The organism is Pseudomonas kuykendallii (assembly GCF_900106975.1).
GTDB classification, from domain to species: domain Bacteria; phylum Pseudomonadota; class Gammaproteobacteria; order Pseudomonadales; family Pseudomonadaceae; genus Pseudomonas_O; species Pseudomonas_O kuykendallii.
The window spans coordinates 645,923-670,213 of record NZ_FNNU01000003.1; the positions used below are offsets into that span (position 1 = coordinate 645,923).

The window sequence follows — 24,291 nt, forward strand, 5'->3', positions numbered from 1 at the left end:
TTCGTGGCAGTGATGAAATGCCGTAGCGACTACGGCGTAAAAACGCCGCGAGCGGCTGAGCCGGTCGCGGCGTGGGTAGCATGGGTCATCGGAGCAGCGGTTTTACTGCACCTGACCGTGGCAATGCTTGTACTTCTTGCCCGAACCGCAGGGGCAGGGTTCGTTGCGGCCGATCTTCGCCTCGGTGCGCACCGGCGCCTGGGCCACGGCCACGTCGTCATCGACGGAGGCGACTTCCGGCGTTTCCTCGGCCTCGATGCCCGGCGCCTCGGCATGCTGGAACTGCATGCGCTCGGCCAGCGCCTCGGCTTCGCGACGCATGCGCGCCTCTTCCTCGGCCGGGTCTTCGCGGCGAACCTGAACGTGCGAGAGCACGCGGATCGAGTCGCGGCGGATCGAGTCGAGCAGTTCCTGGAACAACGTGAACGACTCGCGCTTGTACTCCTGCTTCGGGTTCTTCTGCGCGTAGCCACGCAGGTGAATGCCGTGACGCAAGTGGTCCATGGTCGACAGGTGGTCCTTCCACAGGTCGTCCAGCACGCGCAGGACGATCTGCTTCTCGAAGCTGCGCAGCGCGTCGGCGCCGGCCATTTCTTCCTTCTCGCGGTAGGCGACCAGCAGGTGCTCGAGGATCTTCTCGCGCAGGTTCTCTTCGTGCAGATGGTCGTCTTCGTCGAGCCATTGCTGAACCGGCAGTTGGGTGCCGAAATCGCTGCTCAGCGCGGCCTCCAGGCCGGCGACGTCCCACTGCTCGGGAAGCGATTGCGGCGGAATGTGCTGGGCGACGGTGGCGGCCAGCGCTTCCTCGCGGAACTCGGCGATGGTGTCGCCGATGTTGTCCGCGGCCAGCAGGCTGTTGCGCATGTGGTAGATCACCTTGCGCTGTTCGTTGGCCACGTCGTCGAACTCAAGGAGCTGCTTGCGGATGTCGAAGTTGCGACCCTCGACCTTGCGCTGCGCCTTCTCGATGGCGTTGGTCACCATGCGGTGCTCGATCGCCTCGCCGGGCTGCATGCCCAGGGCCTTCATGAAGTTCTTCACCCGGTCGGAGGCGAAGATGCGCATCAGGCTGTCTTCCAGCGACAGGTAGAAACGGCTGGAGCCCGGGTCGCCCTGGCGACCGGCACGACCGCGCAGCTGGTTGTCGATACGCCGCGACTCGTGACGCTCGGAGGCGATCACGTGCAGGCCGCCGGACTGGATGACCTGCTGGTGGCGTTTCTGCCACTCGGCCTTGACCTGGGCGATCTGCTCGCCGGTGGGGTTTTCCAACGCCGCCACTTCGACTTCCCAGTTGCCGCCCAGCAGGATGTCGGTACCCCGACCGGCCATGTTGGTGGCGATGGTCAGCGCGCCGGGACGGCCCGCCTGGGCGATGATCTCGGCTTCCTTCTCGTGGAACTTGGCGTTGAGGACCTTGTGCTCGATGCCTTCCTGGGTGAGCAGGCGGGACATTTGCTCGGAGGTTTCGATGGTGGCCGTACCGACCAGCACCGGACGCCCCTGGGCCAGGCTTTCCTTGATGTCGGTGACGATCGCCGCGTACTTCTCTTCCTGGGTCAGGTAGACCAGGTCGTTGAAGTCCTGGCGCGCCAGCGGACGGTTGGTCGGGATCACCACCACGGCGAGGCCGTAGATCTGGTGGAACTCGAAGGCCTCGGTGTCGGCGGTGCCGGTCATGCCGGCCAGCTTTGTGTAGAGGCGGAAGTAGTTCTGGAAGGTGGTCGAGGCCAGCGTCTGGCTCTCGGCCTGGATGTTCACCCCTTCCTTGGCCTCGATGGCCTGGTGCAGGCCCTCCGACAGGCGACGGCCCTGCATGGTGCGGCCGGTGTGCTCGTCGATCAGGACGACCTGGCCGTTCTGCACGATGTACTCGACGTTGCGCTGGAACAGCGTGTGCGCACGCAGGGCCGCATAGACGTGGGTCAGCAGGCCGAGGTTGTGCGCCGAATACAGGCTCTCGCCCTCGGCCAGCAGGCCCACCTGGGTGAGCATGTCCTCGATGTACTGGTGGCCCTGTTCGTTGAGCTCGACCTGGCGGCTCTTCTCGTCGACCTTGTAGTGGCCTTCCTGGGTGACGACGCCCTCTTCTTCCTCGATGTGCTGCTTGAGGCGCGGGATCAGCTTGTTGATCTCGATGTACAGCTTGGAGCTGTCTTCGGCCTGCCCGGAGATGATCAGCGGGGTACGGGCTTCGTCGATGAGGATGGAGTCGACTTCGTCGATCACGGCGAAGTTGAGTTCGCGCTGGAACTTGTCCTCGACGCTGAACGCCATGTTGTCGCGCAGGTAGTCGAAGCCGAATTCGTTGTTGGTGCCGTAGGTGATGTCGCACGCGTAGGCGGCACGCTTTTCTTCCGGCGGCTGAAACGGGCTGACGATGCCCACGCTAAGGCCGAGAAATTCGTACAGGGGGCGCATCCAGTTGGCATCGCGGCGGGCCAGGTAGTCGTTCACCGTGACCACGTGGACACCCTTGCCTTCCAGGGCGTTGAGGTACACCGCCAGGGTGCCGACCAGGGTCTTGCCCTCGCCGGTACGCATCTCGGCGATCTTGCCTTCGTGGAGGGTCATGCCGCCGATCAGCTGCACGTCGAAGTGGCGCATGCCCATGACGCGCTTGCCGGCCTCACGGGCCACGGCAAAGGCTTCCGGAAGCAACTGATCGAGGGTTTCGCCTTTGCTCAGACGAGCCTTGAACTCCTCGGTCTTGGCCCGCAGTTGCTCGTCGGTGAGAGCCAGCATCTGCTCTTCGAACCCGTTGGCAACCTGTACCGTCTTGAGCATGCGTTTGACTTCACGCTCATTCTTGCTTCCGAAAAGTTTTTTCAACAAAGGCGCAAACATATCGACAGGATCTTCCACGCGTATGGATTGAGGACGCCCTGAACAGGACGCCCGGGCAGCCTCATGGCTGCATGCGAAAGGACGCATTCTACTCGGAAACGAACATGAGGAAAGCGGCGTCGTTTCGCGGTGCCATCATGGCCCGACGCCAGCGACAAGCCGTCGGCGCTGCGCGCATCGGGGTTCTGCTACTATCGCCCACCCACCCTGCCGACGACCCACCATGTCCTTTCGCCCACTGCCAGGTCGCACGCCCGCCGCGCTGTTGCGCGAGGCGAAGCCGCTCAGAGCGCTGCTCGGCGCGGCGCTTCGTCTCGACCAGTTGCAGCGTCTGCTGGAAAGCCAGCTGCAGCCGGCGGCGCGCGAGCACTGCAAGGTGGCGAGCTGGCGCGAGGGCTGCCTGCTGCTGATCGTCACCGATGGCCACTGGGCGACGCGCCTGCGTTACCAGCAGCGCCGCCTGCAGCGCCAGTTGCAGACCCACGAGGCGTTCGCCGGGCTGACCCGCATCCTGTTCAAGGTGCAGCCACCGGTCGGCGTCACCCCGCCGCGGCGCAACAGCATGGTGCTGTCCCCCGCCGCGGCCGAGAGCATCCAGGCGACCGCCGACAACGTCAGCGACCCGAACCTGCGCGCCGCCCTCGAGCGGCTGGCCAGTCACGTCCAGGCCAAGCGCTGAGCCCCGCGCAGACATGAAAAAACCGGGCACGGCCCGGTTCTTTTGTTCATCCAATGCTCCAGCCTGCTCTCGAGATCGCCTGCCGGTGGCCGCGACGGAGCATCGGCGGCGCTTAGAAGGACATGCGGTAATACAGCGAATACGCCTCCACGCCATCGTTGGGCTGGCTGATGCCGGCGTTGGAATAGTGGATGGCGCGCACGCCGACGTCGTGGCCGCCCGCGAAGCGCAGGCCGGCGCCGATGCGGTCCTCGAACTGGAACGAGGAACCCAGGTCGTTGCTTTCCAGCTCGGTGCTGGCGAACGCGGCGACGCCGATGCCGGCTTCCACGTAGGGCTTCACCGTATCGCCGGCGAACTCGTAGACGAACACTGGGGCGAAGGAAAGGCTATGGTTGCTGGCGGTATCGTCGCCTTCCCAGTAGGAGTAGGCGGCGTCCCAGTATCCGGTGAGGCGACCGACGTCGCTCTGGAACCAGCTTTTGCCGAAATCGAACTGGGTGCCCAGGCGGTAAACCATGGTCGAGTCCCCGGTCACACCGACCGACAAGGTGAGGTCGGCCGCCTGCGCGGTCATGGCGTGCCCCATGGAGAGAGCCACAGCAGCCGCCAGGGAGAACATTTTCTTCATCAGGAACGTCCTTAAAAGGTCTTGGAAATTATTAGTTAGCACGGCGTATAAATACTCGCGACGCCGACAAGAATCCAGCGCCAAACGAGACTTCCTAGGCAAATGTTTCAACTTCGCTACGTTCGCCCCACAGCACGGGTAGCAACGCCTCCAGCATCGCCGGGTCGCCACTGGTGAAGAACCTGGCGCTCGCCGGCCCCTCGGCGCGGCGCAGGCCATGCTCGTCCAGCAGATGCTCCAGTCGCCGCGCCACCGCCTCGCCGGTATCCACCAGCGCCACCGAAGGCGGCAGCAACTGCGCCAGCAGCGGGCGCAGGAAGGGGTAGTGGGTGCAACCGAGGATCAGCGTGTCGCAGCCCTCGGCCAGCAGCGGTTCGACGTAGCGCGACAACAGCGCGCGGGTCGCCTCGCCCTGCAACTCGCCGGCCTCGATCAGCTCGACCAGCCCCGGACAAGGCTGCGTAACCACCCGCACATCGGTGGCGAAGCGGTCGAGCAGCGCGGCGAACTTGGCGCTTTTCAGCGTGCCACTGGTCGCCAGCACGCCGACCACGCCGCTGCGCGTCGCCCGTGCCGCCGGCTTGACCGCCGGTTCCATGCCGACGATGGGCAGCCGTGGATAGCGCTCGCGCAGATCGGCCACGGCCGCCACGGTGGCGGTGTTGCATGCCAGCACCAGAGCCTTGGCGCCGCGGGCGAGCAGGAACTCGGTGATCCGCCGGCTGCGCTCGCGGATGAACTCCGGGGTCTTTTCGCCGTAGGGCACGTGGCCGCTGTCGGCGACGTAGAGCAGCGACTCGGCCGGCAGGCGCGTGCGAATCTCGCGCAGCACGGAAATCCCGCCGACGCCGGAATCGAAGACCCCTATGGGCGCCACATCAGTCATTTCGTCCTCCGCAGACCGGACATTCGGGGTCGCGACGCACCTTGAGTTCGCGAAAGCGACTGCCGAAGGCGTCGATCAGCAGCAGGCGACCCACCAGCGGCTCGCCGAAACCGGCCAGCAGCTTCAACGCCTCCAGCGCCTGCAGGCTGCCGACCACGCCGACCAGCGGACCGACCACGCCGGCCTCGCTGCAGGTCAGCTCGGCTTCGCTGCCGTGGCCATAGAGGCAGTGGTAGCAAGGGCTGTCGACCTGGCGGGGATCGAACACCGAGAGCTGCCCCTCGAGACGGATCGCGGCGCCGCTCACCAACGGCCTGCCGGTCGCCACGCAGGCGGCGTTGACCGCTTCGCGGGTGGCGAAGTTGTCCGAGCAGTCCAGCACCAGATCGACCGCCGCCACGGCGTCGGCCAGGCAATCCGCGTCCAGCGCAGCGCGGTGCGCGACCAGCCGCACCTCGGGGTTGAGCGCATGCAAACGCGCCATCGCCGAATCGACCTTGGTCCGGCCGATGCTGACGCTGTCGTGGGCGATCTGCCGTTGCAGGTTGGTCAGGTCCACGGTGTCGAAATCCGCCAGGTGCAGCTCGCCCACGCCGGCCGCGGCCAGGTACAGCGCCACCGGCGAGCCTAGCCCGCCGAGGCCGACGATCAGCACGCGGCTCTGCTTGAGGCGCAGTTGGCCGTCGACATCGATCTGCTTGAGCAGGATTTGCCGGCTGTAGCGCAGCAGTTCGTCGTCAGTGAGCATCCAGCGCCCTCCCGTTCATGCCCGTCGCCCCAGGCTGATGCGTTCGTGGCCGGCGAGGTCGCGGCGGCTGTCGACCTCGGCAAAGCCCGCGGCGCAGAGCAACCGGCGCACCGCATCCGCCTGCTCGAAGCCGTGTTCGAGCAGCAGCCAGCCATCCGGCTGCAGGTAGGCCGGCGCCTGCGCGACGATCAGGCGGATGTCGTCCAGCCCGTCGGCGCCGGACACCAGCGCGCTGGCCGGTTCGAAGCGCACGTCGCCCTCGTTCAGGTGACGGTCGTCCGCGGCTATATAAGGTGGGTTGCTGACGATCAGCTCGAAACGCTGCCCGGTCAGCGCGGAAAACCAGTGGCTGTGCGCGAAGCGCGCATTGTCCAGACCGAGGCGCTGCCGGTTGCGTTCGGCCAGCGCAACGGCCTCGGCTACGCGATCGACGCCGACGACCGACCAGCCCTGGCGCTCGCTCGCCAGCGCCAGGGCGATGGCGCCGCTGCCGGTGCCGAGGTCGAGCACCCGCTGCGACGTCGCGGGTAGCAGGTCGAGCGTGGTTTCCACCAGCAGTTCGGTGTCCGGCCGCGGGATCAGGGTGTCCGGCGCCACTTCCAGCTCAAGGCTCCAGAAGCCCTGGCGGCCGAGGATGTAGGCCACCGGCTCGCCGCCCCGGCGACGCGCCAGATCGCGGGAAAAGCGCTCGACCGCCGCCGCGTCGACGTCCTTCTCCGGCCAGGTGCGCAGATGGCTGCGCGGCTTGCCCAGCGCGGCGGCGAGCAGCAGCTCGGCGTCCAGGCGCGCGCTCGGCGAGTCGGGCAGGTCGGCGTTGGCGAGCAGCGATTGGATGGTCGGCATCTGTCCCTCGTGGCGTGGATCGCGTGCAACCGATCCCTCGTGCGGCGACCCGTCAGTCGCCCAGCGCGGCCAGTTGATCGGCCTGGAATTCCAGCAGCAGCGGTTCGATGACCTGCTCGAGGGTGCCGGCGATGACTTCGTTGAGCGAGTACAGGGTCAGGTTGATGCGGTGATCGGTGACCCGGCCCTGGGGGAAATTGTAGGTACGGATGCGCTCGGAGCGATCGCCGGAGCCGACCAGCAGACGCCGGGTGTCGGAGATTTCCTTGTGCGCGGCGGCGTCCTGCTGGTCCTGCAGCTTGGCCGCCAGCCAGGCCATCGCCTTGGCGCGGTTCTTGTGCTGCGAGCGCTCCTCCTGGCATTCGACGACGATGCCCGACGGCAAGTGGGTGATGCGGATCGCCGAGTCGGTCTTGTTCACGTGCTGACCACCGGCGCCCGAGGAGCGGTAGGTGTCGACGCGCAGGTCGGCCGGGTTGATCTCGATGGCGGCCTGCTCGTCGGGCTCGGGCAACACCGCCACAGTGCATGCCGAGGTATGGATGCGCCCCTGCGATTCGGTCTCAGGAACGCGCTGCACGCGGTGCGCGCCGGACTCGAACTTGAGCTTGGCGAAAACGTTGTCGCCCTCGACGCGGGAAATCACCTCTTTATAGCCGCCATGCTCGCCGACGCTCTCGGAGAGAATCTCCACGCGCCAGCCCTGGCGTTCGGCGTAACGCGAATACATGCGGAACAGGTCGCCGGCAAAGATCGCCGCCTCGTCACCACCGGTGCCGGCGCGCACTTCGAGGAACACGTTGCGGCCGTCGTTCGGGTCGCGCGGCAGCAGCATGCGTTGCAGGCGCTCTTCGAGGGCGACCAACCGCTCCTTGGCCGAGGCGACTTCCTCCTCGGCCATCTCGCGCAGGTCCGCGTCGCTGTCCTTGAGCAGCGCCTGCGCGCCCTCCAGGTCGTCCTGCACCTTGCGGAACTCGCGATAGGCCTGGACCACCGGCTCGACCTCGGCATATTCGCGGGAATAGGCGCGGAAGCGGGTCTGATCGGAAATCACTTCGGCGTCGCCGAGCAACGCGGTGAGCTCATCAAAGCGGTCGTGGAGGATGTCCAGCTTGTTCAGCAGCGAAGCTTTCATTGCGAGCTCTTGTTCGGCGCGCCCTCGTCGAGGGCGAAGAGTTCCTGGGCCACGGTCAGCGCGTCGATGCGCCCTTCGGCGGAGAGTTTCTTCAGTTGCACGCTGGGTGCGTGCAGCAGTTTGTTGGTCAGCCCGCGCGCCAGCTGTGCCAGCACCTCCTCGGCGCTACCGCCGTTGGCCAGCAGCCGCTGGGCCTTGAGCAATTCCTCGTCGCGCAGCCGTTCGGCCTGCTGGCGATAGGCGCGCAGTACGTCCACCGCGGCCAGCTCGCGCAGGCGCAGCATGAAGTCGCCGGCGCCCGAGCTGACCAGATCCTCGGCGGCCATCGCCGCGCCCTGGCGGCTCTTGAGGTTCTCCGCGACCACTTCGTGAAGGTCGTCGACGGTGTACAGGTAAACGTCGTCCAGCTCGCCGACCTGGGCTTCGATATCCCGCGGGACGGCGATGTCGACCATGAACATCGGCTTGTGCTTGCGCAGGCGCAGGGCGTTTTCCACCGCGCCCTTGCCGAGGATCGGCAACTGGCTGGCGGTGGAGCTGATCACGATGTCGCTGTTGATCAGCTCCTGCGGAATCTCCGAAAGCAGCACCGCATGGGCGCCGAACTGCTCGGCGAGGACGCTCGCGCGCTCCAGGGTGCGGTTGGCGACGACGATGCGCTTGATGCCCTGCTCGTGCAGGTGGCGGGCGACCAGGGTGATGGTCTCGCCCGCGCCGATCAGCAGCGCCTGGCTGCGGTTGAGGTCACTGAAGATCTGCTTGGCCAGGCTCACCGCGGCGAAGGCCACGGACACCGGGTTCTCGCCAATAGCGGTATCGGTGCGCACGGTCTTGGCGGTACTGAAGGTGGCCTGGAACAGCCTGCCGAGCAGCGGCCCGACGGTGCCGGCCTCCCGCGCTACGGCGTAGGCGGACTTCATCTGGCCGAGGATCTGCGGCTCGCCGAGCACCATCGAGTCGAGCCCGGAGGCGACGCGCATCATGTGCCGCACCGCCTCGTCGTCAGTGTGCACGTAGGCGCAGGCGCGCAGTTCGTCGAGACTCAGGCGGTGATAGTTGGCCAGCCAGGCGAGCACCGCGTCGGCTTCGAGCTGGTCCTGTTCCAGGTACAGCTCGCTGCGGTTGCAGGTGGAGAGGATCGCGGCCTCGCGGCTCGGGGTGATCCGACACAGCTGCTGCAGGGCCTCGACCAGTTGCTCGGGCGTGAACGCCACGCGCTCGCGCACGTCCACCGAGGCGGTCTTGTGGTTGATACCAAGAGCGAGGAAGGCCATGCAGGGTCGCTAAGCAGATCGGAAGGCGCGCAATTGTCCTACTTCGCCCTGCGCGGGACAACCTCCTCCGATGGATTGGCTCGATTGACATCCGCCGGACGCGTGCGCCGACGCCGTGGCAGAGCGTGCCGGCCGTTCACCAGCGGCCATGGGCTTGCCTGGCGGCATGTGTCATGATGCCCCGACCGCAGGTTAGTCGCATTTTCCTCTATGAATAGATCCTTCGCGTTGCTGGCCGCCCTGGCTTTCATCGGTGGCTGCCAGTCCATGGCTCCAACCTCGACCGACAAACCGTCGACCGAGGATACCCGCAGTCCTGCCGCCGCACCGGCCAAGCCGCAGGTCTACGGCTCGTTCGACGAAGAAACCCTTTACTCGCTGTTGGTCGCCGAGCTGGCCGGGCAACGCAATCGCTTCGATCTGGCACTGGGCAACTACGTGCAGCAGGCGAACGCGACCCAGGACCCGGCCGTCGCCGAGCGCGCCTTCCGCATCGCCGAATACCTGGGCGCCGAACAGGCTGCCCTGGACAGCGCGATGATCTGGGCCACCAATGCCCCGGACAACCTCGACGCCCAGCGCGCCGCCGCCATCCAGCTCGCCCGCGCCGGTAACTACGACGAGTCCATGACGTACATGGAGAAAGTCCTGCAGGGCCAGGGCGACACCCATTTCGACTTCCTCGCGCTGTCCGCCGCGGAGACCGACCCCGACACCCGCGCCGGCCTGCTGCAGAGCTTCGAGCGTCTGCTGACCAAGTACCCGGCCAACGGCCAGCTGCTGTTCGGCAAGGCACTGCTGCTGCAACAGGACGGCCGCCCGCAGGAAGCCCTGCAACTGCTCGAGGACCAGCCGGCGACCACCGACGAAGTCGCCCCGCTGCTGCTCCGCGTGCGCTTGCTGCAAAGCCTGAAACGTGGCGACGAAGCCGTTCCGCTGCTGGAAAAGGCTCTGCGCCAGCATCCGGATGACAAGCGCGTGCGCCTCACCTATGCGCGCGTGCTGGTCGAAGAAGGGCGCATGGACGACGCCAAGCGCGAGTTCTCGGCCCTCGTCCAGCAATTCCCCGATGACGACGACCTGCGCTTCTCCCTGGCGCTGGTGAGCATGGAGGCCAGCGCCTGGCCGGAGGCCCGCAGCTACCTGCAGGAACTGATCGAGCGCGGTAGCCATGTCGACGCCGCGCACTTCAACCTGGGCCGCGTCCTCGAGCAGCTCGGCGACAGCGACAGTGCGCTGGTCGAGTATTCGCTGGTCGGCCCGGGCAACGACTACCTGCCGGCACAGGTGCGCCAGGCGGAAATCCTCTTCGACCAGAAGCGCTACGACGAGGCCTCCGCGCGCCTGGCCAAGGCACGCGACGAGCAACCGGACTACGCCATCCAGCTCTACCTGATCGAATCCGAGTCGCTGAGCAAACGGCAGTTGCAGGATCGCGCCTGGACGCTGATGCAACAGGCGCTGAAGCAGTATCCGGACGACTCCGACCTGCTCTACACCCGCGCCATGCTCGCGGAAAAACGCAACGACCTGGCGCAACTGGAGAAGGACCTGCGGCTGATCATCCAGCGCGAGCCGGACAACGCCATGGCGCTCAACGCCCTCGGCTATACCCTCGCCGACCGCACCACGCGCTTCGAGGAAGCCCGCCAGCTGATCGAGCAGGCGCACCAGCTCAACCCGCAGGACCCGGCGATCCTCGACAGCCTCGGCTGGGTGAATTACCGTCTGGGCAACCTCGACGAGGCCGAGCGGCTGCTGCGCCAGGCGCTGCAGCAGTTCCCCGACCACGAAGTCGCCGCTCATCTGGGCGAGGTGCTGTGGGCGCAGGGCAAACAGAAAGAAGCGAAGAAAATCTGGTCCGATGCGCTGAAAGCCCAACCTGACAGCCCGGTGCTGCGCGAAACGCTGCAGCGCCATTCCGGATCCGAGACGCCCTGACTTATGCCTGCCGTTCGTTTATTCCTGATTGCCAGCCTGATCGCCCTGCTCGCCGGCTGCGCCGGCCTGACCTCCCGTGAAGCCGTCGAAGGCAGCGGTGACGCCGCCACCTGGAAAGCCCACAAGGAGCGCGTGACCCGCCTCGACGGCTGGCAGATCGACGGCAAGGTCGGCATCCGCGCGCTGCAGCCTTCCGCCGGCAGCCAGAGCGGCAGCGGCACGCTATTCTGGCTGCAACGCCAGGACTACTTCGACATCCGCCTGTCCGGCCCGCTCGGCCGCGGCGCCGCCCGCCTCACCGGACGCGAAGGCGCGGTGACGCTGGAAGTCGCCAACCAGGGTCGCTATCAGGCCGAGTCGCCGGAAGCGCTGCTCGAACAGCAACTCGGCTGGCGCCTGCCAGTGTCCCACCTGCTCTGGTGGGTTCGCGGCCTGCCCGCCCCGGACAGCAAGAGCCGCGTGACCCTGGACGGCAACAGCCACCTGGCGCGCCTGGAACAGGACGGCTGGCAGGTGGAATACCTGAGCTACGCCGAGCAGGACGGCTACGCATTGCCGGAGCGGATCAAGCTGCACGGCAGCGACCTCAACGTCACCCTGGTGATCAAGGACTGGCAACCGCGCCAGCTCGGCCAGTGATGCACGACCGCCTGACCCTGCCGGCGCCGGCGAAACTCAACCTGATGCTGCATATCCTCGGCCGTCGCGCCGACGGCTATCACGAGTTGCAGACGCTGTTCCAGTTCCTCGATTACGCCGACGAGCTGAGCTTCCGGGTTCGCGAGGACGGCGCGATCCATCTGCACAGCGACATCCCCGGCGTCCCCCACGACAGCAACCTGATCGTGCGCGCCGCCCGCCAACTGCAGCGCGACAGCGACACCTCGCTGGGCGCCGACATCTGGCTGGAAAAGCACCTGCCGATGGGTGGCGGAATCGGCGGCGGTAGCTCCGATGCGGCCACCACCCTGCTCGGCCTTCACCATCTCTGGCGGCTCGACTGGAGCGTCGATCGCCTCGCGGCGCTGGGCCTGAGCCTGGGCGCGGACGTACCGGTGTTCGTCCGCGGCCATGCGGCATTCGCCGAGGGCGTGGGCGAAGCGCTGACCCCGGTCGAGCTGGAAGAACCCTGGTTTCTCGTCGCGATTCCGCAAGTCGCTGTCAGCACAGCAGAAATTTTCAACGACACGGAGTTGACACGAAATACTCCCGCCATTACAGTGCGCACCGTTCTCGAACAGGGCGGTCGTAATGACTGTCAGTCGGTTGTCGAGAAGCGTTACCCGGATGTTCGTAACGCTTTGATCTTGCTAAACAAATTTGTTTCGGCTAGATTAACCGGCACTGGTTGTTGCGTGTTTGGGTCCTTCCCAAGCAAAGCCGAAGCTGATAAAGTCGCGGCCCAACTTCCAGCCTCCCTGCCAGGATTTGTAGCGAAAGGCAGCAACGTTTCGATGTTGCAGCGCAAGCTTCAGAGCCTGTCCTGAGAAGCAGATACAGGGGCGTCGCCAAGCGGTAAGGCAGCAGGTTTTGATCCTGCCATGCGTTGGTTCGAATCCAGCCGCCCCTGCCATATTTTATGAAGCTGTTCAAGATCGCCGCTTCGGCAGCCAGATTTTGAACAGCTTTTTAATTCATCAGGTCCACCCTCAGCCGGCAGGTACTGCGCGTGTCCAAGATGATGGTCTTCACGGGGAATGCCAACCCCGATCTGGCGCGTCGCGTCGTACGTCAACTGCATATCCCTCTTGGTGACGCCTCCGTAGGCAAGTTCTCCGATGGCGAAATCAGTGCGGAAATCAACGAGAACGTTCGCGGTAAGGACGTCTTCCTGATCCAGCCGACTTGCGCTCCGACCAACGACAACCTGATGGAACTGGTGGTGATGGCCGATGCCTTCCGCCGCTCCTCGGCTTCTCGTATCACCGCCGTAATCCCCTACTTCGGCTATGCCCGCCAGGATCGCCGTCCGCGTTCCGCCCGCGTGGCGATCAGCGCGAAGGTGGTGGCCGACATGCTGACCGTGGTGGGCGTCAACCGCGTCCTCACCGTCGACCTGCACGCCGACCAGATCCAGGGCTTCTTCGACATCCCCGTGGACAACATCTACGGCTCGCCGGTACTGGTCGACGATATCGAAGACCAGCGCTTCGAGAACCTGATGATCGTTTCCCCGGACATCGGCGGCGTGGTGCGCGCCCGTGCAGTCGCCAAGACCCTGGGCGTCGACCTGGCGATCATCGACAAGCGTCGGCCGAAGGCCAACCAGTCCGAAGTCATGCACATCATCGGCGATGTCGAAGGCCGCACCTGCGTGCTGGTCGACGACATGGTCGATACCGCCGGTACCCTCGGGCATGCCGCCAAGGCCCTCAAGGACCACGGCGCCGCCAAGGTCTACGCCTACTGCACCCACCCGGTGCTGTCCGGCCGCGCCATCGAGAACATCGAAAATTCCGTGCTCGACGAGCTGGTGGTGACCAACACCATCCCGCTGTCCGCCGCTGCACAGGCCTGCTCGCGTATCCGCCAACTGGATATCGCGCCGGTCGTGGCTGAAGCGGTTCGCCGCATCAGCAATGAAGAATCGATCAGTGCGATGTTCCGCTGAGGGCTCTGCCCGCCGCGAACATTCACCGAACGAAATGTGCCCCGCCTCCGTGCGGGGCTTTTTGCCCAACCGCCCGAGCGCTGGTCGCAAGCGTCGCGGGCGGTTTGGTTTTATTGGAGAACTGCAATGACTGATTTCACTCTGAATGCCGAAGCGCGTTCCGACCTGGGGAAAGGTGCGAGCCGCCGCCTGCGTCGTAACGCCAGCCTGGTTCCCGCGGTGATCTACGGTGGCGAGAAAGCGCCGCAATCGATCAGCCTGGTAGCCAAGGACCTGACCAAACTGCTGGAAACCGAAGCCGCCTTCAGCCACGTCATCACCCTGACCATCGCTGGCGCCAAGGAAAGCGTTCTGATCAAGGCCCTGCAACGTCACCCGGCCAAGGGTTTCGTTCTGCACGCCGACTTCCTGCGCGTCGTCGCCGGCCAGAAACTGACCGCTCTGGTTCCGCTGCACTTCATGAACCAGGAAACCGCAGCTGGCGTGAAAACCGGCGGTGGCGAAATCTCCCACACCCTGAGCGAAGTGGAAGTTTCCTGCCTGCCGAAAGACCTGCCGGAGTTCATCGAAGTCGACATGGCCAAGGTAGAAGTCGGCCAGATCGTTCACCTGTCCGACCTGAAACTGCCGAAAGGCGTCGAGCTGGTTGCTCTGGCCCACGGCAGCGATCTGCCGGTCGCCAACATCCACATGCCGCGCGTCCAGGCGGCTGAAGAAGGTGAAGGCGCAGGTGAAGGCGCAGCCGAATAAGGCTGAGTCCGCGCCAAGCGAAGGGCTCCCGTCGTGACCGCCGTGCAACTGATCGTTGGCCTGGGTAATCCAGGCCCCGAGTACGACCAGACCCGGCATAACGCGGGGGCCCTTTTCGTTGAGCGCCTGGCCGCCGAAAAAGGCGCCAGCCTCAGCGTCGATCGCAAGTATTTCGGCCTGGTGGGCAAATTCAGCCACCAGGGCCGCGACGTCCGTCTGCTGATCCCCACCACCTACATGAACCGCAGCGGCCAGGCCGTGGCGGCCTTGGCGAATTTCTTCCGGATAGCTCCGGACGCGATTCTGGTGGCGCACGACGAACTCGACATGCCTCCTGGCGTCGCCAAGCTCAAACAGGGCGGCGGCCACGGCGGCCACAACGGCCTGCGCGACATCATCGCCCAGCTCGGCAACCGCAACGATTTCCACCGGTTGCGCCTCGGTATCGGCCATCCTGGCCATGCCAGCCTGGTCTCCGGCTATGTCCTGGGTCGCGCCCCGCGCAGCGAACAGGAAATGCTCGATACCAGCATCGATTTCGCGCTCGGCGTCCTGCCCGATATCCTCGAGGGCAACTGGACCCGTGCCATGCAGCAGCTGCACAGCCAGAAGGCTTAACCTCCACTTCGCTCCGCGACCATTTCGCGAGGGACACACCATGGGATTCAACTGCGGCATCGTCGGCCTGCCCAACGTCGGCAAGTCCACCCTGTTCAACGCCCTCACCAAGTCCGGTATCGCCGCGGAGAACTTCCCGTTCTGCACCATCGAGCCGAACAGCGGCATCGTGCCGATGCCCGACGAACGCCTCGCCGCGCTGGCGGAGATCGTCAAGCCCGAACGCATCCTGCCCACCACGATGGAGTTCGTCGACATCGCCGGCCTGGTGGAAGGCGCCTCCAAGGGTGAAGGCCTGGGCAACAAGTTCCTCGCCAACATCCGCGAGACCGATGCCATCGCCCACGTGGTGCGCTGCTTCGACGACGACAACGTGATCCACGTGTCGAACTCGGTCGATCCCAAGCGCGACATCGAGATCATCGACTTGGAACTGATCTTCGCCGACCTCGACAGCTGCGAGAAACAGCTGCAGAAAGTGACCCGCAACGCCAAGGGCGGTGACAAGGACGCCGTGGCGCAGAAGGCGCTGCTGGAAAAACTGATCCCGCACTTCACCGAAGGCAAGCCGGCTCGCACCCTGCTGCGTGGCCTAGGTGACGACGAGAAGGCCCTGGTGCGTGGCTTCCACCTGCTCACCAGCAAGCCGGTGATGTACATCGCCAACGTCGCCGAGGACGGTTTCGAGAACAACCCGTATCTCGACGTGGTGAAGGCCATCGCCGACGCCGAGGGCGCCCTGGTGGTGCCGGTGTGCAACAAGATCGAGGCGGAAATCGCCGAACTCGACGACGGCGAGGAGAAGGACATGTTCCTCGAATCCCTTGGCCTCGAAGAGCCCGGCCTGAACCGCGTGATCCGCGCCGGCTACCAGATGCTCAACCTGCAGACCTACTTCACCGCCGGGGTGAAGGAAGTCCGCGCCTGGACCGTCAAGGTCGGCGCCACCGCGCCGCAGGCCGCCGCCGTGATCCACACCGACTTCGAGAAAGGCTTCATCCGCGCCGAAGTCATCGCCTACGCCGACTTCATCCAGTACCGCGGTGAGGCCGGCGCCAAGGAAGCCGGGAAATGGCGCCTGGAAGGCAAGGAGTACATCGTCAAGGACGGCGACGTGATGCACTTCCGCTTCAACGTCTGAGCCTTGCTCGACGACGAAAAAGCCCGGCCTCGTGCCGGGCTTTTTCATGGAAGGGATTCGCCGCGTCTGGGCACCGATAGGTGCGGCCGATCACCAGGCCAGCGGCTGGTCGACCTTGCGCTGGTTCGGCGTCAGCAGGCCGAAATCGCTGCCCAGGCGCGACAGCGAGCTGCCCGGAACCAATTCGCCCTTCACCAGGCCACGCGCGGTTTCAAGGTCGAGCTGGAACGACAGTTCGTGCTCGCCGCGGCGGACCAGGTCCAGACGCACCGGATATTCGTCCGCACAATCCAGGCGGAAGCGCGCCGAGCCCAGCGTCATCGGCGGAAAGGCTACCGCCGCATTGCTGGTCTGCAGTTCGCCACTGGATGCGGTGCAGCCATCGGTATTGCCGCGCAGGCTCAGTTGCCCGCTGAAACGCCCCTGCAGCAGCCCCAGCTGGCCGTTCTGTGCCCACAGCAGGTCGCCTCCGGAAACCTCCAGCCACCAGGCCGGCGGCCAGCCGCCCAGGCGCAGGTTCCACTCGCCCTGCCCCAGCGCGCCCAGGCGCAGGTCGACCTGGTCCGCGCCGGTCATCCGCCACGTCCATGGCCCGAGCGGCTGCCCACGCCAATACAGACGATCGCCGGCGCCCTTGATCAGCGAACCGCTGACGCCCTCGACGCGCATGTTGTCCGGCAGAACCCTCGGCAACCACTGCGCCGCCGGCCAGAACAGCGCGGCCAGCACCAGCAACAGGACGACCACCAGCACGCCGATCGACCCACGCAACAGACCCGAAACGCTCATGGCCGCCCGCACCCTGCCTTGGCGCCCCTCGACACGCAGTGCGCCCCCAGCCATGGCCGGCAGACGACCGGCGCGCAGTGATAGGGACGGAGGGTGTGAAACGCGGGCATCGAAGGCTCCTCATTCATGGCGAAACGCGCACCTAAGTGCTGCGCCGGATAGCTAACAAGACAGCGCCACAGGGCAAAAACGCCAGCGAGACACCGAAAAAACCCTCCTCGCCCATGCCTCCGCCGACCATTTGCCCGCAACGGACGCAGATGAACGCTAAGCGCTTGATAGCACTTCGAAAAAAACGCTCATGGGGTTGACAGCAAGGAGCTAGCTGAGAATAATGCGCGCCACTTGGCTACGTAGCTCAGCTGGTTAGAGCATAGCATTCATAATGCTGGGGTCCGGGGTTCAAGTCCCTGCGTAGCCACCATACACATCAAGGGCTTACCGAAAGGTAGGCCCTTTTTGTTTTTGGCAATAGCCCAAAAATAGCCCAAGCATGGCCTAAGCCACTCGCAGCTGCGCCAGTGGCGACAGTTTTAGCGCGCTGGCCAAGTGATCCGGCGACAGGTGCGAATAGCGCATTGTCATCTTGATATCACCATGCCCGAGGATGCGTTGCAGGGTGAGAATATCCCCGCCTCCCATCATGAAATGACTGGCAAACGTGTGCCGAAGGATATGCGTGAGCTGCCCCGGCGTGCTGAAACCACAGCGGTCATAAGCGCCCCGGAAAGCAGCGCGACATGACATGAAGAGTCGCCCCTGCCCCGGCATACCCTGCTCCAGGATCAACGCTTCGACATCCTCAGGAATGGGAATCGAGCGGCTTCGGCTGTTCTTCGTCTTGTGAAAGTGCACCTTGCCACCGAACACATCCGAACGGCGCAACGTCTCAGCCTCATTCCACCGACAACCTGTCGAAGCGCAGATCAGCGCTACCGGATAGCAGTGCGTGTTCATGCTCGCTTTGCATTCATCCAGCACCCGCTGGACCTGCTCCAAACTCAAGAACGTCAGCTCAACCTGATCAGTGCGGATCTGCCGGATCGCCGCCAGAGGATTGGACCCGTACCACGCCCCTAGCCTACCCAGCTCCGAAAACACCGCTGCCAGATAGCGCTGTTCGTGATTGACCGTATGAGGCGACACCACCTTCAGTCGTTCACTGCGATAGTGCGACCAGGCCAACGCATCGAATTCCCCCGCCAGCGGATCGCCTAGACGCTCGACGACAGCCAGGGTACGCGACAGCCTCGCCTTCGCATCCTTGAGCGTGCAGCCATGCAATTGGTGCCACAGTCGAACCAGATCGGAGAGACGATCATCGAGCGGCCTACCGGTTTGAGACCGCTGCCTCAGGTAGTCCGCTTCGTAGCGCAGCGCTGCGGACTTCGTTGCGAATCCGTATTTCCTGACGCGCTTGCGACCATAGTAGAAATCGGCCATCCAGCCATCGCTGTGCTTCCTGGCGGTCATACTGCCCTACCCCACCGCACAGTACGTTCGGCCAAGAGCTTCTGGACGTGCTTGTAGATATCGCGCTCAGTCTTTCCTTTGTCGGCGTAATGATCTCGGATTACCGGCCAGCACTCCCACTCCCGGAGGCTGGCGAACGCCTTTTCCGCGCCGATCCGCTCCCTTGAAACCAAGCTGATGAAGTTGCCCAGGAACAGTTCGACGTTCTTGCCACTAAAGCCCTTGGAGGTCTTGAAGTGGCGTTTGTAGTAGGTCTGGCCGAGCAGTGATTCGACCGGGACGGAGACGTGCACGTCATGGCGCATCAGGGTCCAGAAGGCATCGAATACGCCCTTGCTCGAGCACAGGCGGAAGGACTCCAACCCGTACTGGAACAGCCCGTCGAGGTGGCCGGCGAGTTCGGCATAGGTGGAGCTTTCCAGCACACGGCCAGCGCATTCGGAGCCGTCAGCGAATTGCTGGACGATGGAGTGATGAAAGCGCAGTTCAATCCGCCAAACAGGGGCGTCAGGGTCGTAGTTCTGCGAGTCTTCGGCGTCGAATGGGTTGTCCAGGCTGGCCCAGGTGGTGCGCCAGTAGTCGAGCTTGTCGATGGCATACGCTTGCAGGGTTTTGTTGTAGATCGCCAGTTGGATGCCAGAGGCAGAACCGAACAGGAAGGATTGCCCACGGCCGTAGCTGACAGCTTCCCCGTCGTAGTGGATTTCCTTGATGCCCGAGAGGTCGCGGCGCGTTCGGGCGCGGCACAGCAGGCGGACGATCAGATCCGAGGGGGGCGTCCAGCCTTGCACGTCCAAGGCGAGGTGCACGGCGCATTGGTTGGGCTCGACGAACTCCAGGGCTTCGGTCGCGAAGCGGTCCATCCACTCTTGCAGCACGGCGGGCGTGCAGGACTGGATAGCGTGCGGGCTCACTTCGATCTTCATGTGGGCGCCGATCACATCAATCTTCACGTTGAAGTTCTTCAGCAGCAGAACGAAGCCGAGGTCGGCATTTTGCAGCTTGAACTGGTAGCCCGAATCACGGCCAACGCGTCCGGCGTGCCACTGGTGACCGGCGAACTCGACGAGACCCGGTTCTTCGACCAGGGCGAGCACATCGGGGCGGATACGACCCCGGTAGAGCTGGCGGACGGTATCCACGCGACAGCCAAGGAGACGGACATTCGAAAGATCAGTGAGCCGGGACGTTCTCGGATCAACAAACAGACGGCCATGAGCTGAAGGTTCAGCGGTAAGGCCATCCAGACGCATTTGATCAACTGCCTTATTCAAGGTCTTTCCCCAATACAGTGGTGCAACAAGGTTACAAAAAGCGGTTTATAAGACGTGCTACAGGGACGTCCCCTGCGCGCCCCTTTCGCGCGCCCGCTCGTACCTCGCTCGGCGAGCGAAAGGGGCTTCACCACGCGCAGGCATCACCATAGGAACTTCCCTTTTTCGTAGGGGACCTGCGTCAGGCGCGGTGCGATGACGGTGGGCTGCGAGCGTTCGCTGGGCGTGAACGAAGGCTGGCCGGGTGACTGCGGCGGGATCTGCGCCGTGAGTTGGCCCCGATCGGGAATGGTCGGATCGAAATAGCCGTCCTGGGCAACGCTCATGCAGAAGTCGAAGGCGGTCTGTATTTTCGTGACCTGCTGGCTGTAGCACTGACAGGCCGTGCCGTTTCGAACGGTGGAAGCGGGCCGCTTGGCGACTAGCGCGGGATCCGTCGTGGAGACGCAGTAGAGTTTGGGATGCGAGACCGGCGCGGAGAGTCCGTCATAGATAGGCGCGGTAGAGGGCACGTCAGGAATGCGCGGTAATCGTTTGGCGAAGTACTGTGCAGGCGTTTGCACCGCCTCGGCCTGGGACGTACCACCCACCGGATTGATCAGCGAGCTGACCGCCGATTGCACCTTCTGTGCGGCGCTGGCATCTGCCGCGCGAGGCGAACTAGGCGCCGCTGGTTGCGTACCCTCCAGGTAACGCGAATACGCCCTGAAGACGACGAAGGGCACAACGATCAGCACGGCGCAGGCGATCAGGAATTTCTTCGAGGGTTTGAACTTGAAGTGGTGTTCGGCATTGGTTGAGCGATAGACGCCGAAGTATTTCTTGTCGAGCTTGATGTGGGTCTTGTCGCTGTCCTTGAAGCTGGTCTTGACCTCGACCTTTTCCACCACTGCCTCGCTTTCGAAGCGCAGCAATTGCTGGGACTTGAACACCCGCCAGTAGTGGATATGCCCATTGCAGAGGCGCCTAAGGTGCACGTCGATGTAGCGCGGATCCTGGGTAACCAGATGCACTTCGTGCCCATGATGGCGCATGGTTTCGAAGCGGCTGACGTACTCCGGGGGCTTCTGACGCGGGTCACGGATGCCGAACCAGCCCTGCGCCTCATCCACGACGATGATGGCGTTCTCCGGCAGCTCGAACCACTTGTGCGGATCCTCGAACTCGAACCATGACGCTTTGAGCAACTCAGGCTTGAGGCCGGCAACATTGTGGAAGTAGACAACACGGCCTTCCTTGAGGGCCTTTTCATCGACTTCCCGGATGGTGTTCAGGGTCTTGCCATGGCCGGGTTTACCGGTGCGGATATAGAGCATGGTTCAGTCCTCAAGCCTCTATCGAAGTGCCACCCGGTGCCCGCCAGACCTGTGCCCGTTTGCGGTCCTGAAGCTTGTTCAGGCCGGACAACACCATGCGCGTGGTAATGGCGGAGAAGTAGATGTTGATGGCGACGTCGATCTTGGCCAGGCCGAGGATCTGCTGGACGACCGCACCGGCCCCGCTCATTTGCGAGACGATGTAGTTCATGGCCTGATCGATGATCAGGTTCGAGCCGAGGTAGGAAACGAAACCGATGCCGATGGCCTTCATGACCATCTGGATAAGTGGCATCAGGATCATGATCAGCAGTTGAACGCCGTAGAGAAATTGCATCATTCACCTCCAAAGGCGCGGCCGACGTAGAGCGCGCCGAAAACAGTGGCGACGATCACGATCAGGTAGCTCAGATCGGATGCGAGGCTGCACAGGGGGTCGTAACTGATGGCGAACGTGCGTCCGCCACCGGTGCTCAGGGAAAAGGTTTTGGCGGTCGGGCAGCTCGAGGGGAGGAAGCGGGTTTTGCCTTCGATGAAGCTGGGCACCCGAACCTCATCGTCGGCACCCGGCTTGAATTTGTCGCCCTGCAGCTCGGCCTTGATCTGGTTCTTGTACTTGCCGTAGTCGTCCTGATCTTCGGTATGGCAGCGCAGCGCCTTTTCCTGGCGCAACGTGGCGCACTGCACAGCGTCGCCGGAACACTTAAGGTCGGAGCCGCACGCATCGCCGGATACGCTAGGCTTGTCATCGCCGCCGTCATCGCCTTCACCACTGCCTGTGCCACCATCCCCGCCACCAGAGCCGGATCCATCACCAGAGCCGGAGCCGGAGCCGTCACCAGAACCACCACCACTACCACCGCCAGAGCCTCCACCGCCGTTGCCGCCGTCATCATCACCGCCGTCATCGCCGTTGCCGCCATCACCGGGGTTATCAGGGTTGCTGGGCGTGCAAACCTCGCCGGTGGAGGGGTCGCAGACGTGAGGCGGATTCGGAACGCAGACAGACCCACTCCAGGAGTAGCCCTCGCCGCATGAATCCTGATGAGGATTCGGGTCCTGCCCGGCTCCAGGGCCACCAAGCGACGGTGTTCCTGTGTTGCCCTTCTCACCGGTGAAAGTGCCGATGCCCTGGCAATATCCAACGTTCGAACCATCATTCGCAGGCGAGCACGTAAACGACGAGATACTTACTTGGCACCCTTCAATATTGCCTGTATCGCCAATGCCGCTTTGATTGCCGTTTGTTAGATATCCAGTTACAGACAAGCCCCAACTAACGGATTCACCAGCCTTAGATGCGCACATGTTCGGAGCTGGAACACATTCGCCGGTTGCATCGTTATATGTGTCGTCAGCATTAGGGCAATTAGTGCCGGAGCGGCCAACAACCCATTCACCTCGCCCGTCAGGGAACTTGCAATAGAACGTCCCGTTAGGCTGTTTGACCGCGCTAACAGTCTGCCCAACTTGCGCAGAAACAGCGGCACAAGCAGCAGCGGGAGATGCGCCAGCACCCCAAACAGTACCGTTAAGAACGGCCTTCCACACATAGTTATCAGCGAATGAAGACGTAGAAAATAAAAGAACAAGTGCAAGAAGGATCGCCTGCATATTAGACCCGCCCAAAGAACAAGAGATAAAAGGCGAGTGAAGTCAGAATCAGAACGTAAACTTGATAACTCATGGCGATATCCAGAAAAAGAAAACCCCGCCGGAGCGGGGTCTACTTGCTTCGGCACGTATGAGGTGCAGGAACGGATGGCGTCACAGGGCGCGGCGCATGTACTTGAACGCCACGGCCGCCACGATCACGGCGAAAACCGCCCAGCCGATGGTGCCGACGTCGGTCTTGGCAGTATCGAGCGCCCCCGTGGCATCGGCCGGAACAGCGGCATGTACTTGCGCGGCCAGCGCCAGGGAGCCGGCAGACACACCTGCAGCGAGACGACCAGCGCGCCGGCCGTAGGTGTAGGCGGCGTTTTTCAGTTGGGTTTGGAGTTGTTTCATTGCGGTATACCTCGAATCAAAGGAGTTTTTTCAGGACCAGAAAACCGAACACGATGGCGAACAACGTGATGATGTCGCCGCGTAACTCGGCCACTTCGTCCCAACTAAGCGCAGTCCCGAATTGGGTCTGCATTTCCTCGCCGGTGATGCTTTGCAGCGTGCCCGCGCAGATGGATTCACCACCGGCACCGACCTGCCACGAGCCGTCACAGGCGAGGAAATTCATGCGCACGCCCCGTGAGGCAGTGCGGCGATAATCGGAGTGGAGCTTTCCCAGCAGTCAGGGCAGACGGTGAAGTGAGGCGGCACCCTCATATCGGGCAACAAGTCAGATTGCGGAGCCGGTTGGCTATACAACTTGCCCATCGAAGCCCCGCAGCAGTTGCAGTACACCGCGTCGAGAAAGATCACCGTCCACCCTCCTGTCAGGACTTGGCCGCGTCGCTGGCGGGTGCCTGCGGGTTGGCGCGGTTCGGTTGCTGACGCGGGGCGGGTTCGTCGTGGACGATGGCGACGATGACCTGTTTGTTTTCGATCCGGCCGTATTGGTCGCGGGTCGGGCGCACGGCGGTTTCGAACTTCATCTTCACCGGGCCTTGGTCGAAGTTGATTTGCTCGAGTACGGCCGGGTCGCAGTTGTAGCCGGTGAATTCGAAGCCACGGGCGTTGGGACGCTCTTTCGAGCCCTTCGGAATCGGCGAGAAGCCTTGCAGGCTGGCAAACACTTCGCCGGTGTCTTTCTTGGCGTACCAGTCGCTTTGAACGACGAGAATTTCCAGGGTGGCTTTTGCAGTCGGAATATCGAACATCATGGTTTCGTACCTCGGTTTAATGCGCTTGGTTGCGCGGTCGGTTAATTAGCCGTGAACTTTTCTGGCGAAATTTGGCGTGAGGAATCCCCCGCCCTTAACTCGGGCCGTTTCAAAGTTGCTGGCTGTCTTGCGTTACTTCGGTTGTTCCGGCGCGGCCGGTTGTTCTTTCACACCAAGGGCTTTGCCCTTGTCATCCCACTCTTGCCGCCGAGGGCTCAGGAGCGCGGGGCGGTGGAGCTGCCCCACTCTCCAGAGCTGAGGCTGTATCGGGTCGGGGTGGGTCAAGGGTTCGCTTCGCCCGGCGCTCCGTTCGACTGGACGATGAAGCCTGTCCAGACGAGCCGGTACGGCGGCCCCTGACCTCATCGGGCTTGGGGGCGCCTTCACCAGGGAGCAGCAGCACCAGCAGCCAACCCGTGAACGCCAGGGCAAAAAAGAGCGGGTCGGGGATTTCGATTGGTGGCATGAGCTAATTCTCGACATCCGTTGATGCCCTGCTACCGGCAGGGCGGC

Annotated in this window: 24 protein-coding genes and 2 tRNA genes; 10 read left to right on the plus strand and 16 right to left on the minus strand. The window is 63.7% G+C overall.

Annotation, left to right across the window (positions count from 1 at the left end; all coding sequences use genetic code 11):
• Positions 1-102 precede the first annotated feature (102 nt).
• On the minus strand, positions 103-2,847 hold the full coding sequence (gene secA / locus BLV15_RS13025) for a preprotein translocase subunit SecA (RefSeq protein WP_090228880.1): 2,745 nt from the start codon (positions 2,845-2,847) through the stop codon (positions 103-105).
• A 223-nt stretch (positions 2,848-3,070) separates the two neighbouring features.
• Here secA and BLV15_RS13030 point away from each other — a divergent pair, with 223 nt between their 5' ends.
• On the plus strand, positions 3,071-3,526 hold the full coding sequence (locus BLV15_RS13030) for a DciA family protein (protein WP_090228882.1): 456 nt from the start codon (positions 3,071-3,073) through the stop codon (positions 3,524-3,526).
• A gap of 112 nt (positions 3,527-3,638) precedes the next feature.
• Here the strand turns inward: BLV15_RS13030 and BLV15_RS13035 are convergent, their stop codons facing one another.
• The 6 genes from BLV15_RS13035 to hemA form a co-directional block, all read right to left on the minus strand.
• Complete coding sequence (locus BLV15_RS13035) at positions 3,639-4,157, minus strand: acyloxyacyl hydrolase (RefSeq protein WP_090228885.1); 519 nt, start codon at positions 4,155-4,157, stop codon at positions 3,639-3,641.
• Between the two features lie 94 nt (positions 4,158-4,251).
• On the minus strand, positions 4,252-5,043 hold the full coding sequence (gene murI / locus BLV15_RS13040; protein WP_090228886.1) for a glutamate racemase: 792 nt from the start codon (positions 5,041-5,043) through the stop codon (positions 4,252-4,254).
• Positions 5,036-5,791 carry a molybdopterin-synthase adenylyltransferase MoeB gene (locus BLV15_RS13045; protein WP_090228888.1) on the minus strand — a complete coding sequence of 252 codons (756 nt, stop codon included), beginning with the start codon at positions 5,789-5,791 and terminating at the stop codon, positions 5,036-5,038. The genes murI and BLV15_RS13045 overlap by 8 nt, the downstream gene beginning before the upstream one ends.
• 15 nt (positions 5,792-5,806) lie before the next feature.
• The gene (gene prmC / locus BLV15_RS13050) at positions 5,807-6,634 is read right to left on the minus strand and encodes a peptide chain release factor N(5)-glutamine methyltransferase (protein ID WP_090228890.1); all 828 of its coding nucleotides are present in this window, start codon (positions 6,632-6,634) and stop codon (positions 5,807-5,809) included.
• Between the two features lie 52 nt (positions 6,635-6,686).
• A complete protein-coding gene (gene prfA / locus BLV15_RS13055; RefSeq protein WP_090228893.1) occupies positions 6,687-7,769 on the minus strand; it encodes a peptide chain release factor 1 in 1,083 nt (360 codons plus the stop codon).
• Entirely contained in the window at positions 7,766-9,043 is a 1,278-nt protein-coding gene (gene hemA / locus BLV15_RS13060) for a glutamyl-tRNA reductase (RefSeq protein WP_090228895.1), read from the minus strand. Before hemA ends, prfA begins: the two co-directional genes overlap by 4 nt.
• Before the next feature lie 210 nt (positions 9,044-9,253).
• On the opposite strand from hemA, the gene BLV15_RS13065 reads away from it, so the two are divergent.
• From BLV15_RS13065 to ychF, 8 genes are all read left to right on the plus strand, one after another.
• A complete protein-coding gene (locus BLV15_RS13065; protein ID WP_090228898.1) occupies positions 9,254-10,984 on the plus strand; it encodes a tetratricopeptide repeat protein in 1,731 nt (576 codons plus the stop codon).
• 3 nt (positions 10,985-10,987) lie between these two features.
• Entirely contained in the window at positions 10,988-11,623 is a 636-nt protein-coding gene (gene lolB / locus BLV15_RS13070; protein ID WP_090228901.1) for a lipoprotein insertase outer membrane protein LolB, read from the plus strand.
• A complete protein-coding gene (gene ispE, locus BLV15_RS13075; RefSeq protein WP_175534356.1) occupies positions 11,623-12,471 on the plus strand; it encodes a 4-(cytidine 5'-diphospho)-2-C-methyl-D-erythritol kinase in 849 nt (282 codons plus the stop codon). The genes lolB and ispE overlap by 1 nt, the downstream gene beginning before the upstream one ends.
• A gap of 11 nt (positions 12,472-12,482) precedes the next feature.
• Positions 12,483-12,557: transfer RNA gene (locus tag BLV15_RS13080), tRNA-Gln, on the plus strand.
• Between the two features lie 96 nt (positions 12,558-12,653).
• Positions 12,654-13,595: a ribose-phosphate pyrophosphokinase gene (locus BLV15_RS13085; protein ID WP_090228905.1), complete on the plus strand. Its 942-nt coding sequence runs from the start codon at positions 12,654-12,656 to the stop codon at positions 13,593-13,595.
• Between the two features lie 126 nt (positions 13,596-13,721).
• Positions 13,722-14,345 carry a 50S ribosomal protein L25/general stress protein Ctc gene (locus BLV15_RS13090; RefSeq protein WP_090228908.1) on the plus strand — a complete coding sequence of 208 codons (624 nt, stop codon included), beginning with the start codon at positions 13,722-13,724 and terminating at the stop codon, positions 14,343-14,345.
• A 33-nt stretch (positions 14,346-14,378) separates the two neighbouring features.
• Positions 14,379-14,963, plus strand: coding sequence for an aminoacyl-tRNA hydrolase (gene pth, locus BLV15_RS13095; RefSeq protein ID WP_090228910.1), 585 nt, complete (start codon positions 14,379-14,381; stop codon positions 14,961-14,963).
• Between the two features lie 40 nt (positions 14,964-15,003).
• Positions 15,004-16,104: a redox-regulated ATPase YchF gene (ychF, locus tag BLV15_RS13100; RefSeq protein WP_090228913.1), complete on the plus strand. Its 1,101-nt coding sequence runs from the start codon at positions 15,004-15,006 to the stop codon at positions 16,102-16,104.
• 90 nt (positions 16,105-16,194) lie between these two features.
• Here ychF and BLV15_RS13105 read toward each other — a convergent pair whose 3' ends face one another.
• Complete coding sequence (locus tag BLV15_RS13105; RefSeq protein ID WP_090228915.1) at positions 16,195-16,893, minus strand: hypothetical protein; 699 nt, start codon at positions 16,891-16,893, stop codon at positions 16,195-16,197.
• 347 nt (positions 16,894-17,240) lie between these two features.
• On the opposite strand from BLV15_RS13105, the gene BLV15_RS13110 reads away from it, so the two are divergent.
• Positions 17,241-17,317: transfer RNA gene (locus BLV15_RS13110), tRNA-Met, on the plus strand.
• A gap of 74 nt (positions 17,318-17,391) precedes the next feature.
• Here the strand turns inward: BLV15_RS13110 and BLV15_RS13115 are convergent.
• The 8 genes from BLV15_RS13115 to BLV15_RS13155 form a co-directional block, all read right to left on the minus strand.
• Complete coding sequence (locus BLV15_RS13115; RefSeq protein ID WP_090228917.1) at positions 17,392-18,366, minus strand: phage integrase; 975 nt, start codon at positions 18,364-18,366, stop codon at positions 17,392-17,394.
• Entirely contained in the window at positions 18,363-19,640 is a 1,278-nt protein-coding gene (locus tag BLV15_RS13120; RefSeq protein ID WP_245728182.1) for a hypothetical protein, read from the minus strand. The genes BLV15_RS13115 and BLV15_RS13120 overlap by 4 nt, the downstream gene beginning before the upstream one ends.
• A 143-nt stretch (positions 19,641-19,783) precedes the next feature.
• Positions 19,784-20,956, minus strand: coding sequence for a zonular occludens toxin domain-containing protein (locus tag BLV15_RS13125; RefSeq protein ID WP_090228922.1), 1,173 nt, complete (start codon positions 20,954-20,956; stop codon positions 19,784-19,786).
• Between the two features lie 10 nt (positions 20,957-20,966).
• Entirely contained in the window at positions 20,967-21,293 is a 327-nt protein-coding gene (locus BLV15_RS13130) for a DUF2523 domain-containing protein (RefSeq protein ID WP_090228924.1), read from the minus strand.
• Entirely contained in the window at positions 21,293-22,570 is a 1,278-nt protein-coding gene (locus tag BLV15_RS22315; RefSeq protein WP_245728183.1) for a virulence factor TspB C-terminal domain-related protein, read from the minus strand. Before BLV15_RS22315 ends, BLV15_RS13130 begins: the two co-directional genes overlap by 1 nt.
• Positions 22,571-22,723: 153 nt before the next feature.
• Positions 22,724-22,966: a major capsid protein gene (locus tag BLV15_RS13140; RefSeq protein WP_090228926.1), complete on the minus strand. Its 243-nt coding sequence runs from the start codon at positions 22,964-22,966 to the stop codon at positions 22,724-22,726.
• A 16-nt stretch (positions 22,967-22,982) separates the two neighbouring features.
• Positions 22,983-23,192, minus strand: coding sequence for a hypothetical protein (locus BLV15_RS13145; RefSeq protein WP_090228929.1), 210 nt, complete (start codon positions 23,190-23,192; stop codon positions 22,983-22,985).
• A gap of 199 nt (positions 23,193-23,391) precedes the next feature.
• Complete coding sequence (locus BLV15_RS13155; RefSeq protein WP_139210724.1) at positions 23,392-23,778, minus strand: DNA-binding protein; 387 nt, start codon at positions 23,776-23,778, stop codon at positions 23,392-23,394.
• Positions 23,779-24,291 lie beyond the last annotated feature (513 nt).

Bases quoted from the DNA above. Each gene is read 5' to 3' on its own strand.
- secA (WP_090228880.1), bottom strand. From the start codon at position 2,847: ATGTTTGCGCCTTTGTTGAAAAAACTTTTCGGAAGCAAGAATGAGCGT.
- BLV15_RS13030 (WP_090228882.1), top strand. From the start codon at position 3,071: ATGTCCTTTCGCCCACTGCCAGGTCGCACGCCCGCCGCGCTGTTGCGC.
- BLV15_RS13035 (WP_090228885.1), bottom strand. From the start codon at position 4,157: ATGAAGAAAATGTTCTCCCTGGCGGCTGCTGTGGCTCTCTCCATGGGG.
- murI (WP_090228886.1), bottom strand. From the start codon at position 5,043: ATGACTGATGTGGCGCCCATAGGGGTCTTCGATTCCGGCGTCGGCGGG.
- BLV15_RS13045 (WP_090228888.1), bottom strand. From the start codon at position 5,791: ATGCTCACTGACGACGAACTGCTGCGCTACAGCCGGCAAATCCTGCTC.
- prmC (WP_090228890.1), bottom strand. From the start codon at position 6,634: ATGCCGACCATCCAATCGCTGCTCGCCAACGCCGACCTGCCCGACTCG.
- prfA (WP_090228893.1), bottom strand. From the start codon at position 7,769: ATGAAAGCTTCGCTGCTGAACAAGCTGGACATCCTCCACGACCGCTTT.
- hemA (WP_090228895.1), bottom strand. From the start codon at position 9,043: ATGGCCTTCCTCGCTCTTGGTATCAACCACAAGACCGCCTCGGTGGAC.
- BLV15_RS13065 (WP_090228898.1), top strand. From the start codon at position 9,254: ATGAATAGATCCTTCGCGTTGCTGGCCGCCCTGGCTTTCATCGGTGGC.
- lolB (WP_090228901.1), top strand. From the start codon at position 10,988: ATGCCTGCCGTTCGTTTATTCCTGATTGCCAGCCTGATCGCCCTGCTC.
- ispE (WP_175534356.1), top strand. From the start codon at position 11,623: ATGCACGACCGCCTGACCCTGCCGGCGCCGGCGAAACTCAACCTGATG.
- BLV15_RS13090 (WP_090228908.1), top strand. From the start codon at position 13,722: ATGACTGATTTCACTCTGAATGCCGAAGCGCGTTCCGACCTGGGGAAA.
- ychF (WP_090228913.1), top strand. From the start codon at position 15,004: ATGGGATTCAACTGCGGCATCGTCGGCCTGCCCAACGTCGGCAAGTCC.
- BLV15_RS13105 (WP_090228915.1), bottom strand. From the start codon at position 16,893: ATGAGCGTTTCGGGTCTGTTGCGTGGGTCGATCGGCGTGCTGGTGGTC.
- BLV15_RS13115 (WP_090228917.1), bottom strand. From the start codon at position 18,366: ATGACCGCCAGGAAGCACAGCGATGGCTGGATGGCCGATTTCTACTAT.
- BLV15_RS13125 (WP_090228922.1), bottom strand. From the start codon at position 20,956: ATGCTCTATATCCGCACCGGTAAACCCGGCCATGGCAAGACCCTGAAC.
- BLV15_RS13130 (WP_090228924.1), bottom strand. From the start codon at position 21,293: ATGCAATTTCTCTACGGCGTTCAACTGCTGATCATGATCCTGATGCCA.
- BLV15_RS22315 (WP_245728183.1), bottom strand. From the start codon at position 22,570: ATGCAGGCGATCCTTCTTGCACTTGTTCTTTTATTTTCTACGTCTTCA.
- BLV15_RS13140 (WP_090228926.1), bottom strand. From the start codon at position 22,966: ATGAAACAACTCCAAACCCAACTGAAAAACGCCGCCTACACCTACGGC.
- BLV15_RS13145 (WP_090228929.1), bottom strand. From the start codon at position 23,192: ATGAATTTCCTCGCCTGTGACGGCTCGTGGCAGGTCGGTGCCGGTGGT.
- BLV15_RS13155 (WP_139210724.1), bottom strand. From the start codon at position 23,778: ATGATGTTCGATATTCCGACTGCAAAAGCCACCCTGGAAATTCTCGTC.